The organism is Pseudomonas sp. NPDC089422, from assembly GCF_044749405.1.
In the GTDB taxonomy this organism is placed as follows: domain Bacteria; phylum Pseudomonadota; class Gammaproteobacteria; order Pseudomonadales; family Pseudomonadaceae; genus Aquipseudomonas.
The window spans coordinates 58,496-71,847 of sequence record NZ_JBIVHW010000018.1 but is presented as its reverse complement, the minus strand read 5'-3'; the positions used below and the strand labels follow the sequence as shown (position 1 = coordinate 71,847).

Below are 13,352 nucleotides of genomic sequence, written 5' to 3'. Positions count from 1 at the left end.
GATGGCCTACTCCTGTACTTTCACGGAGGCCAACGGGGCCGCAGTGCCACCCGGCATCACGCTGGCTTTGCGCAATGCGGTGAAGACTTCATCGCGACTGCCGAGCATCTGCACACCGCCATCGCGCAGCATCAGCACCTTGTCGACAGCGAACAGCACGTTCGGCCGGTGGGAGATGAGGATGACCGTGGCGCCACGGGCCTTGAGCCCGGCCAAGGCATCGATCAGGGCCTTTTCCCCGACGTCGTCGAGGTTGGCATTGGGCTCGTCAAGCACGACGAGGCTGGGTTCGCCGTAGAGGGCGCGGGCGAGGGCGATGCGCTGCTTCTGGCCGCCGGACAGCGGGCTGCCGTCGTTGGCCAGACGGGTGTCGTAACCTTGCGGCAGGCGCAAAATCATGTCGTGCACGCCAGTAAGCTGTGCGGCACGGATCACCGCGTCGCTGTCGACTTCCCCCAGGCGGGCGATGTTGTCGGCGATGCTCCCTTCGAACAGCTCGACGTCCTGGGGCAGATAGCCGAGCCAGGGGCCGAGCTCGCCTTTGTTCCAGGTGTAGATGTCAGCACCGTCCAGGCGCACCTTGCCGGCCTGGGTCGACCACACACCAACCAGCAGACGGGCGAGGGTGGACTTGCCCGAGGCCGATGGTCCGATGATGCCGAGGCTCTCCCCCGGTGACAGGCTGAAGCTGATCCCGCGCACGATGGTGTTGTTGGCGCCCGGGGCACCGGCAAACACATTTTCCACGGCCAGCATGCCCAAAGGCCTTTGCAGTGACATGCTCGGCCCCCGGCGGGGGTAGTCATGCAGCAGTTCATTGAGCCGCCCCCAGGCCGAACGGCAACCGAGCAACTGCTTCCACGAAGCAATGACCTGCTCGACCGGGCCCAGTGCCCGGCCAGTGAGGATCGAGCAGGCGATCATCATGCCGGGGGTGATCTTGCCTTCGATTGCCAGCAATGCGCCGGTGCCGAGAATCAGCGACTGCAAGGTGATGCGCACAAAGCGCCCGGTGCTGCTGATGATCGCGGCGCGGTCGGAAGCCAGGCCTTGCATCTGCAGGATGCGCAGGTGGCTCTGGTACCAACGCTTGCTGATCGAAGGCAGCATGCCCATGGCCTCGATGACTTCGGCATTGCGCAGGTTGTTGTTGGCGTAGCAGGCCGAGGCGAGGGCGGCCTGGTTGGCTTCGGCCAGCGGCTTTTGCGTGGCCTTCTCGGTCAGGTAGGCCAGGCCGGCGAGGATCAGCGAGCCGATCATGGTCACCAGGCCGAGCAAGGGGTGGATCAGGTAGCACACCAGCAGATAGATCGGTGTCCAAGGCGCATCGAAGAAGGCGAACAGGGCGTTGCCGGTAACGAACTGGCGAACTTGCGCCAGGTCTTGCAGGGCTTGCGCCGGGTTGCCGCCGCTACGGCTCAGGTTGCGTTCGAAGGCGGCGGTGAATATGCGCTGGTTGAGGCTCATGTCGAGGTAGTTGCCGACCCGCACCAGTACGCGGCTGCGCACCCACTCCAGGGTGGACATCAGCAGGAACAGCCCCACCACCAGTAACGTCAGCATGCTCAGGGTGGTGACGTTGCGGCTGACCAGCGCCCGGTCATACACCTGCAGCATGTACACCGAAGGCGTCAACATCATGACATTGATCACGCCGCTGAAGAGGGCCAGGGCAATGAAGCTGCGCCGTAGACGAAAGAGTGCGTCGGCCAGTTCCGATCGGATTCGCGGCTGCTTGGGCATGGGAGCGTCCCTCTTCGACGAAGCGGGTGCCCTTGCGACACCCCGGACTGCTGAAGTCCCTTGTTTTACAGGGGCTGCAAGCTGACGTTCCATTGACGGCATGCCTTCAGGCCTTGGACGTTCCCTCAAGCAGCAGCGTAGGTTGTGTAGAAATATCGTGTAATACCGTTTTGCTCTAATAAAGTTTTGAACTTTTTATAAGTTCCAGCAAAACAGCGAGTTGCAACGCATTATCATCGGGCTAGATTTTTTTGACGTGATATTGACAAGATTTTCTCAGACGACTTTAGTCTGATTATTGGCGTGCCCCAGCGGAACGAAATGCCGTACCTGTAACGTTCCTGAGACTGGTGCACTGCCCATGGGAGCCGGTTCGCCGGTGACGCAGCCATGGCAGGCATCACGACTTGGCGGAGCACACCATGGCGATCATTCGCACCTTCTGCCTGCATGGCCCACCAACGGCCAGGCCGCCTGTTGCCTGACCTTCTGTCCGGCATCACGTTTTCGCGAATTCCAGGCGCATATCCCGGTCCCCGGGTGACGGTAGTGCCGCGCCGGCGCTCGCCAGAAAGCCACACAACCACTGCGCCAACCAGCACTGACCGGGCGCGGGATGGACCCTGTCGCCCTGTGTCTTCTCCCGACATTTCGAGGGCAATCACAATGGCCAATTTCAGCAAGTCGGACCTGGAGTTCATCCTCAAGCAGATTTTCATCGCCGAAGCCCATGCCAAAGGCATCAGCCTGATCGACCTGCTGCCCAACAGCCAGGTGCCGTTCGGCCTGCGCACCGTCGATGGCAGCTACAACAACCTGGTCACCGGGCAAAGCGAGTTTGGTGCCGCCGACAACTCGTTTCTGCGCCTGCTCGACCCGTCTTACCGTAGTGCTGCGTATGCCGCACCGGGCACGGTGGTGGATGGCCAACCCCGACTGATCAGCAACCTGATCGTCGACCAGACAGCCAACAACCCGGCAGCCGTCGACGCCAATGGCGGTGCAGCCCCGGTGATGAGCCCTGGCATGGACGGCGTATTCGGCACGGCTGACGACAAGCCCGTGTTCTTCATCCCCAACGTATCGGCAGACGCTGGCCTGACAGCCGGGTTCAACCAGTGGATGACCTTCTTCGGCCAGTTCTTCGACCATGGCCTGGACCTGGTGAGCAAGAGCAGCACGGACATCGTGTACATCCCGCTGCAACCGGGTGATCCGCTGTATGTGCCGGGTGCCCCGACCAACTTCATGGTGCTGCCGCGGGCGGTGCGTACGGCGGGTGCCGATGGTGTGGTCGGCACTGCCGACGATGGTCAGCCCAACACCACCTCACCGTTCGTGGACCAGAGCCAGACCTACAGCTCGCACCCGTCGCACCAGGTATTCCTGCGCGAATACATGCTGAACGCTGCGGGCGACCCAGTGGCGACCGGGCGTCTGATCACCAATCGTGACCTGGGCGCCGATGGCAAGTTCGGCACCGCCGATGATGGCAATAGCGAAAATGGCGGCATGGCCACCTGGGCCGTGGTCAAGGCCCAGGCCCGGGACATCCTCGGCATCAACCTGACCGATGCCGACGTGCACAATGTGCCGCTGCTGGCTACCGACCCCTATGGCAACTTCATTCGCGGGCCGGGCGGCATGCCGCAGGTGGTCATGCGTGTCAGCAATGGGGTCGACGGTATTGCCGGTACCGCGGATGACGTCACGATGCTGGTTGAAGGCAATCGCGACGCACCGATCAGCCTGGCCAATGCGGTCAGCACCGGACACGGCTTCCTCGACGACATAGCCCATGACGCCGCGCCGGTCATGCTCAACGGCGAGTTGCAGGCGGATACCGACAGCGACACCGGCAACCCCCAGCCCACAGGGAGTGCCGGCAACAACCTGACCTACGATAACGAACTGCTCGATGCCCATTACATCGCCGGCGACGGCCGGGTCAACGAGAACATCGGGCTGACCGCCGTGCACCATGTGTTCCACTCCGAGCACAACCGCCTGGTGCAGCAGACCAAGGACACCATCCTTGCCGCTGGCGACCTGGCGTTCCTCAATGAATGGCTGGCCGACGATGTCACTGCGCTACCGACCACTGCGGCGCAGATCGCCGCCCTGGTATGGGATGGCGAACGCCTGTTCCAGGCGGCCAAGTTCGGCACCGAAATGCAGTACCAGCACCTGGTGTTCGAGGAGTTCGCCCGCACCGTGCAGCCGCAGATCGACGAATTCCTCGCGCCCAACGGCTACGACACTTCGATCAACCCGGCAATCCTGGCCGAGTTCGCCCACGTGGTGTACCGCTTCGGCCACTCGATGCTGACCGAAACCGTCGACCGCTTTGACCCGCAGTTCAACCCGGTGCTGACGGACCCGAACAACCCAGACCAGCAGATGGGCCTGATCGCCGCCTTCCTCAACCCGCTGGCTTTCGCCGGCAGTGGCGCCACTGCAGACGAAGCGGCCGGGGCCATCATCCGTGGCGTGACCCGCCAGCTTGGCAACGAAATCGACGAGTTCGTCACCGAAGCTCTGCGCAACAACCTGCTCGGCCTGCCGCTCGACCTGCCGGCACTTAACATTGCCCGCGGCCGTGATACTGGCATCCCGACGCTGAACGAAGCGCGCCGCGAGTTCCATGCCATGACCGGCGACAGCCAGCTCAGGGCCTATATCAGCTGGGTCGATTTTGCGGACCATCTCAAGCATCCCGCATCGCTGGTCAACTTCATCGCAGCTTACGGCACCCATGACACCATCACATCCGCCACCACGGCGGCGGACAAGCGCGCTGCCGCGATGGCTCTGGTGTTCGGCACCGCTGGGGCGCCGGGGGATCGTCTGGATTTCCTCAACGGCACAGGTACCTGGGCCAACGTCACCCAGGCCGGCAAGGACGGCGTGATGGGTACTGCAGATGATGTGGCCGGGGTTACCGTCACCGGTGTCGACGCCATCGACTTCTGGGTCGGCGGCCTGGCCGAGCAGAAGATGCCGTTCGGCGGCATGCTTGGCTCGAGCTTCAACTTCGTCTTCGAGACCCAGCTGGAAGCCCTGCAGAACGGCGACCGCTTCTATTACCTGTCACGTACGGCGGGTCTCAACTTCGGTACCGAGCTGGAAAACAACTCGTTCGCCAAGCTGATCATGCTCAACAGTGATGTCACTCACCTGTCGAACACCGTGTTCCTGACCCCGACCTACACACTGGAGGTCGATCAGAGCAAGCAATTCACCGGGCTGGGCGACGACGGCAGGGCCGACCCGACGGGCGGGCTGATGATCAATGGCGTGGAGGTGGTCAAGCGGGTGGTTCGCGACAACCCGGATACCGTGGGCGATGACAGCAATTACCTGCACTACACCGGTGAAGACCATGTGGTGCTGGGTGGTACGGCCGGCAACGACATCCTCATTGCCGGTGAAGGTGACGATACCCTGTACGGCGATGCCGGCAACGATTACCTCGAAGGCGGCGCCGGCAACGATGCAGTGCTTGGCGGAGCGGGCGATGACATCATCACCGACGCCTTCGGCGACAACCGCCTGGAGGGCAACGCCGGCAATGACGTGATCGTCGCCGGCAGCATGCTGGCGCTCGGCAACCTGATCCTCGGCGGCGACGGCCAGGACTTCATCGTCACTACCGAAGACATCACCACCACCTTCGGCGGCCAGGGCGACGACTTCATCCTCGGTGCCAAGACCAACCTGCCACCGACCGGCAACGAAGGTGACGACTGGATCGAGAAGGGCACCCAGGATGGCGCGCCGGGCGACAACTTCGCGCCCTTGCTGACTGACGATGTGGTCGGCAACGATATCTTCGTCGGTGGCGGTGGCTTCGACGAGATGATTGGCGAGGGTGGCGATGACATCTTCGTCGGCAGCGATGCCCAGGACAAGATGGACGGCATGTCCGGCTTCGACTGGATTACCTACAAGAATGACCAGGTTGGCGTCACCGTCGACCTGAGCCTGGCAGCATTGGCCCAACCCCATGGCAACGCGCCGAACCAGAACGCCGGGGTGTTCAACCCGGTCGGCGCTTCACCTGCGTCGATCCTCGACCGCTTTGCCGAGGTCGAAGGGGTGTCTGGCTCGAAGTTCGCCGACGTGCTCAAGGGCGATGATGTCGATGCCATCACCCTCATCAACCACGGCGGTGCCACCGGTGGTGCACTGACCAATGTCGACCTGATTCGCGGCCTGCGCCAGTTCCTCACCGATGCCGGCCTGCCGACCACCGGCTTTGCCACCGGCAACATCCTGCTGGGCGGTAACGGCAGCGACCTGATCGAAGGCCGTGGTGGCGATGACCTGATCGACGGCGACAAGTGGCTCAACGTGCGGATCGCGGTTTATGCCGCCGGCGACGTCAACCACACCGGCCCCGAGATCGCCAGCTTCGACAGCATGGTCGACATGATCCCGTTGATGCTCGACCGCACCTACAATCCGGGGCAACTCAAGGCCGTGCGGGAAATTCTGCCCGGCACTTCCACCGGCGGCGCGGCGTTCGACACGGCGATCTTCTCTGGCATCCAGTCCGAGTATGTGATCACGGTGAACAACCAGGGCACGGCGGACAGCGCCGACGATGTCTGGACCGTGGCCGACTCGGTGGACGGGCGTGACGGCACCGACACCTTGCTGCACATCGAGCGCCTGCAGTTCGCCGATGGCCAGCGCATTCTGGTCCCGGGGGTCAATGCCCAACCGACCGGCACGCCGACCGTCAGCGATGGCAATGGCGGCGCGATCACGGTGGGCGACATCCTGTCCGTAAGCGTGGCGGGCGTGCGCGATGCCAACAACGTCAGCGCAAGCAATCCGCTGGGCACGCTGGCCAACAGTTCGGTGTCGTACTACTGGCAGTTCGAAGCCAACCCAGGCAGCGGAGTATTCGAAGACATCATCCTGCTGCCGGCTGGCGACCTGGCCTTCCAGAGTGCCGATGGCACGGCGTTCAAGGTGTCGCCGGACCTGGCCGGGCTGTCGCTGCGGGTCAAGGCCATCTACCAGGATGCCCATGGCACCACTGAAATGCTGTTCTCCCAGCCGACCACCGTGGTGGTGCCAGGCGCCGCCGTGGTGCCGACACCTGCCGTGCCGGTGGTGGATGCCACCGCAGGGGGTGAGGGCCTGCACATGGTGCGCTCGGACCTCAATTTCATCCTCGCGCAGATCAAGATCGCCGAAGCGGATGCCAGCGGCCAGGACATCCTCTCGCTGATTCCCAACATCCGCGCACCGTTGGGCCTGCGGGCGGTGGATGGCTCGAACAACAACCTGATGAACCTCAACGGAAACAACCACACCGAGTACGGCGCTGCCGACAATGTGTTCCCGCGCCTGAGCGACCCGGTATTCAACCCGGCCGAAGGTGCCCCGGCTGGCTTCTTCGGTCCGGGATCGCCGGCGATTCCTGGTTCGTCCTACCAGCAGACCAGCGGCGCGGTGTTCGATTCTCAGCCACGCACCATCAGCAACCTGATCGTCGACCAGACCTCGAACAACCCGGCCGCCTATGCCACGGCCTATGACCCCGGCGCCAACGGCAAGCTGGACTTCGGCACGGCGAACAACGACGACGTGCTCAAGGACGGCGTGCGCATCGTCGCCAGCCCAGGCCTGGACGGCAAGTTCGGCACCGACGATGACCATGACGTGTACCTGTTCGAGAACACTGCGGCGGATGCCGGCCTGTCGGCGCCGTTCAACGCCTGGATGACCTTCTTCGGGCAGTTCTTCGACCATGGCCTGGACCTGGTCACCAAAGGTGGCTCGGGTACCGTGTACATTCCCCTGCAGCCTGACGACCCGCTGTATGTGCCCGGCGGCCACAGCAACTTCATGGTACTGACCCGCGCCACCAACCTGCCGGGTGCCGATGGCGTGCTGGGGACGGCCGACGATATTCATGAACATACCAACACCACCACGCCGTTCGTGGACCAGAACCAGACCTACAGCTCGCACCCGTCGCACCAGGTGTTCCTGCGCGGTTACCAGCTGACTGACAACGGTCCGATTGCCACTGGCCGCCTGATCACCAACCGCGACTTGGGCACTGATGGCAAGTACGGCACTGCAGATGACCACGAAATCGGCGGCATGGCGACCTGGAAGGTGGTCAAGGCCCAGGCCAACGACGTGCTGGGCATTCACCTGACCGATGCCGATGTCGACAACGTGCCGCTGCTGGCGACCGACGCCTATGGCAATTTCATCAAGGGGCCCCACGGTTACCCGATGGTGGTGATGAAGGGCGCCGACGGCCTGGGTGGCACTGCCGACGACGTGCTGGTCGAAGGCAACCCGCTGGCACCGATCGACCTCACCAACGCCGTGCGAACCGGCCACCAGTTCCTCGCCGATATCGCCCACAATGCCGTGCCAGTGTTCAGCGGCGGTGTGCTTGCGCCCGATGCCGACAATGTGGCGGGCAATGCCGTGCCTTTCAATCCGCAGACTGGCGCCAACCTGGCCTACGACAATGAACTGCTGGACGCGCACTACATCGCTGGCGACGGCCGGGTCAACGAGAACATCGGCCTGACTGCAGTGCACGCGATCTTCCACTCCGAGCACAACCGCCTGGTGGCACAGACCAAGGACACCGTGCTCGATTCCGGTGACGTGGCGTTCCTCAACGAATGGCTGCTCAACCCGGTGACCGCGCTGCCGGCCAACCAGGCCGAGATTGATGCGCTGGTGTGGAATGGCGAACGGCTGTTCCAGGCGGCCAAGTTCGGCACCGAAATGCAGTACCAGCACCTGGTGTTCGAGGAGTTCGCCCGCACCATCCAGCCGCGGGTGGACCTGTTCTTCGCCCCGACCCAGGTGTATGACGTCGACCTCGACGCCTCGATCGTCGCCGAGTTCGCGCATACCGTGTACCGCTTCGGGCACTCGATGCTGACGGAAACCGTCGATCGCTTCGACGTCGACTTCAACACCATCGGCGACCCGTCCAGCGCCAACCCCGACCAGCAACTGGGCCTGATCGCTGCCTTCCTCAATCCGCTGGCGTACGCCGCCAGTGGCGTGAATCCGGAGGAGGCGACCAGTGCCATCGTGCGTGGGGTGACTCGCCAGGCCGGTAACGAGATCGACGAATTCGTCACCGAGGCGCTGCGCAACAACCTGCTGGGCCTGCCGCTGGACCTGCCGGCAATCAACATTGCCCGCGGCCGTGATGTCGGTATCCCGTCACTCAATGCCGTGCGCCGGGATATCTTCGGGCAGACCGGCGATACCCAGCTCAAGCCATACAGCAGCTGGGTCGACCTGGTGCAGCACCTGAAGCATCCGGAGTCGTTGATCAACTTCATCGCCGCCTACGGCACCCACGACAGCATCACCTCGGCGACCACGCTGCTGGACAAGCGCGCCGCAGCGCTGGCGTTGGTCATAGGGGGCGCCGGAGCGCCGGCCGACCGTCTGGATTTCCTCAACAGCACTGGCGCCTGGGCCAACAAGACGCTGGCCGGCAAGGATGGCCAGCTGGGCACTGCGGATGATCTCAAAGGCGTGACGGTAACCGGCGTGGACGCCATCGACCTGTGGATCGGTGGCCTGGCCGAGAAGAAAACCCCGTTCGGCGGCATGCTCGGCAGCACCTTCAACTTCGTGTTCGAGAACCAGCTGGAGAAACTGCAGGATGGTGACCGCTTCTATTATCTGGAGCGTACCTCGGGCCTTTCGATGAACGCCGAGTTGGAAAGCAACTCCTTCGCCAAGCTGATCATGGCCAACACCTCGGCAACGCACTTGCCGGGCCTGGTGTTCTCTGAGGTCGGGCTGTACCTGGAAGTCGACCCAGACAAGCAGTACAACGATGGCCTGGGCAAGCTCGACCCGCTGGGCGATCACGGCCAGCAGGTGGTGTTCCGCGACAACCCGCTGACCGCAGGGCCGGACGGCAACTACATCCGTTATGCCGGGCCCGAGCACATCGTCATGGGTGGCACCAGTGGCAATGACATCCTGATCTCCAGCGAAGGCGACGACACGGTCTGGGGCGACGCCGGCAACGACCGCATCGACGGTGGCTACGGTAACGACCAGCTGCGCGGCGGTGCTGGCGACGACATCATCACCGATGTCGGCGGCGACGATAACATCCAGGGTGGCGATGGCAACGATGTGCTGCATGGCGGCAATGGCATCAACCTGATCATCGGCGGTTTCGGCAACGACTTCATCGTCACCGGCGAAGATGCCTCCGAAGCCATTGGTGGCCAGGGCAATGACTTTATCCTCGGCAGCAAGGCCAACGAACAGGACATGGGCAACGAAGGGGACGACTGGATCGAGAAGGGCACCTCGGACGGTGCGCCTGGCGACAATTTCGACCCGCTCGGCAACGACCCGGTGATCGGTAACGACGTGTTCGTGGGTGGCAACGAGAACGACAAGTTCAACGGCGAAGGTGGCGACGACATCATGGTCGGCAGCCTCGGCTTCGGCGACCGTTACATCGGTGGTTCGGGCTATGACTGGGCAACCTTCAAGGGCCTGGCCCAAGGGGTGAGCATCGACTACAGCGACCGCTTCTTCGATGTGCCGCAGCAACCAGGCTCCGGTGCCTCCGCGCTGGTACGGTTCGATATCATGGAAGGCCTGTCCGGTTCGGCGCACGGTGACTTCCTGCGCGGTGACAACGAAGACGCCACTTCGCTGCCCACCGCCGGTGCCACCGGCAGCGTGCTGACCAACATCAGCCTGATCAACGGCCTGGCCGACCTGCTGGCGGCCGGTGCGACCTTCTACGACGGCGGCAACATCATCCTTGGCGGCAGCGGCAGCGACCTCATCGAGGGGCGCGGTGGCGACGATATCCTTGACGGTGACAAGTGGCTCAACGTGCGCATCAGCGTGCGTGCCAACCACGACGGCAGCGGCCCGGAAATCGCCAGCTTCGACAGCATGGAGCCGATGGTGCCGTACATGCTTAACGGCACCTACAACCCCGGCCAGCTGGTGATCGTGCGGGAGATCCTCAAGGGCAACGACAGCTACGACACGGCAGTGTTCTCGGGCAACCGCGATGACTACAACGTGGTGGTCGATGGCAACACGGTCATCGTCACCGACTCGGTGACAAACCGTGATGGCAGCGACCGCCTGACCGGCATCGAGCGCCTGCAGTTCGCTGATCGTGCCGTGGCATCCGGAGTAGGCACCGCTGTGAACAATGGCCCATCCGGGCACCTGGCGATCCTGGACGATGCCAGCGGGTTGCGTGACGACACGCCAGTGCTTGGCCAGTTGCTGCGGGTCACTGACCGGGCCGTGCACGATGCCGACAATCAGGGGGCCAGCAACGCAACGGGCGCGATAACCGGCCCGGTCGCCTACTACTGGCAGGTCGAGCGGATCCCCGGCACCGGCCAGTACGAGGACATCACGTTCGTCGCCGCAGGCGAAGTCTCTCGGGCGATCGGCGCGACTTACCGGGTGACCGATGACACGGCGGGGCTGAACATCCGCGTGCGGGCGGTCTATCAGGATGCCAAGGGCACGCTGGAAATCGTCGACTCCTCGCTGAACAGCACCGCGAGCGCTGGGCCGACCGTGACCGGGCTGCTGGTGCAGAACCAGACCCTGACCGCCAACCCCTCCACCATTGTTGACGCCGACGGCCTGAGCAACCCGCAGTTCACCTTCCAATGGCAATCCAACCGCGGCTTAGGCTGGGTCAACATTGCCGGGGCCATCAGCAGCACCTTCGTGCTGACCCAGGCCCAGGTCGGGCAGAACATGCGAGTGGTGGTCAGCTACGTGGATGACTTCGGTGTCACGGAAAGCGTGGCCTCGGACATCCTCGACCCGGTTGCCAACGTCAACGATGCGCCCACTGGCCTGGCGCTGATCAGCGACAACACGCCGGACCTGGGACAAACGCTCACCGCGTTGACGGCCGGGATTGCCGACCTGGACGGGCTGGGGGCGTTCAGCTTCCAGTGGCAGCAGGGTAACGGCGGTACATTCACTGACATTGCCGGTGCCACCGCTGCAACCTTTACCCCAGCCTTTGCCCAAGGCAACCAGCAACTACGGGTGGTGGTGCGCTATACCGACGGCTTCGGCACACTGGAGTCAGTCACCTCGGCGGCGACCGCGCCGGTGGTGGTACCGCCTGGCGTGGTACTGGTGGGCACCAACGGTGCCAACACCCTGACCGGCACCATTGGCAGCGATAGCCTGTCCGGGCTGGGCGGCAACGACACCCTCAATGGCCTGGGCGGCATGGACCAGCTGTTCGGTGGCGCGGGCAACGACACACTCAATGGCGGAGCCGATAACGACATCCTCAACGGTGATGATGGTAACGACACCCTGGACGGTGGCACCGGCGTGGATGTGATGAACGGCGGTGCTGGTGACGACACCTTTGTGGTCGACGTTGCCGGTGACAGCGTGATCGAAGCGCTCAACGGCGGCACCGACACGGTGCGCACCAGCCTGGCCAGCTACACCCTTGGGGCCAACGTCGAAAACCTGACCTACACCGGTAGCAGCAATTTCACCGGTGCCGGTAATGGGTTGGCAAACACCATTACCGGTGGCGCCGGCAACGACCTGCTCAATGGCGGTGCAGGTGCCGACCGGCTGGTGGGCGGGGTCGGCAACGACACTTACGTGGTCGACGATGCCAGTGACGTGGTGGTCGAGGCGAGCGGGTCCGGGACCGATACGGTGCAGACCTCGCTGGCCAACTACACCATGGCCGCCAACGTCGAGGTGCTCAACTATACTGGCGCGGGCAACTTCAGCGGCACCGGCAATGGGTTGGACAACACCTTCAACGGTGGTATCGGCAACGACACTTTCAACGGCGATGGTGGTAATGACATCCTCAACGGCAATGCCGGCAACGACACGCTCAATGGTGATGCTGGCAACGATCAGCTGTTCGGTGGCCTGGGTAATGACAGCCTGAACGGTGGCGGCGGGGACGACAGCCTGGATGCTGGCGCTGGCGATGACGCCCTCAACGGCGGCAACGGCAACGACACGTTGCAGGGTGGAGCGGGCAACGACAGCCTCGACGGCGATGTCGGCAATGACCTGTTGGTGGGCGGTGATGGCAATGACACGCTGTTCGGCGGGGTAGGTAGCGACACCCTGCAGGGCGGGGCCGGCAACGACTTCATCAATGGCGCCGAAGGTAATGACACGGTCAATGGTGGAGCCGGTAACGACACCATGGTGGCTACGGACGGCAACGATGTGTTCCAGTTCTCCGCCGGTTTCGGGGCTGATCTGATCATCAACTTCGATGCCAACCCGTCGGGGGGCCAGGACCGCCTGGATATCACCGGGCTCAACATAACGGCGGCGAACTTTGCCGCGAACGTGCAAATTGCCGACGTCGGTGCAGATACGCTGGTCAGCATCGGAGCTGCTGACTCGATCCGCCTGGTCGGGGTGGCAGATGCCACGACAGTGACGGTGGCGGACTTCATTCTCGCTGGCTGATCTCACCTCACCAACCGGGGCCGCATTGCGGCCCCTTCTTTTACTAAAACGGAGGTTCAGAAACGCTGGTTGAAATTAAATGATAAGTATTATCATATCCGGACTGCCAACGC

At 63.2% G+C, this 13,352-nt stretch carries 2 protein-coding genes; one reads left to right on the top strand and one right to left on the bottom strand.

The annotated features are described in order from the left end of the window. Window positions 1-6: 6 nt before the first annotated feature. Window positions 7-1,743 carry a type I secretion system permease/ATPase gene (locus tag ACIPZ8_RS26120; protein ID WP_400729526.1) on the bottom strand — a complete coding sequence of 579 codons (1,737 nt, stop codon included), beginning with the start codon at window positions 1,741-1,743 and terminating at the stop codon, window positions 7-9. Between the two features lie 666 nt (window positions 1,744-2,409). Here ACIPZ8_RS26120 and ACIPZ8_RS26115 point away from each other — a divergent pair. Then, window positions 2,410-13,239, top strand: a complete 10,830-nt coding sequence (locus ACIPZ8_RS26115) for a peroxidase family protein (RefSeq protein ID WP_400729523.1) — start codon at window positions 2,410-2,412, stop codon at window positions 13,237-13,239. Window positions 13,240-13,352 lie beyond the last annotated feature (113 nt).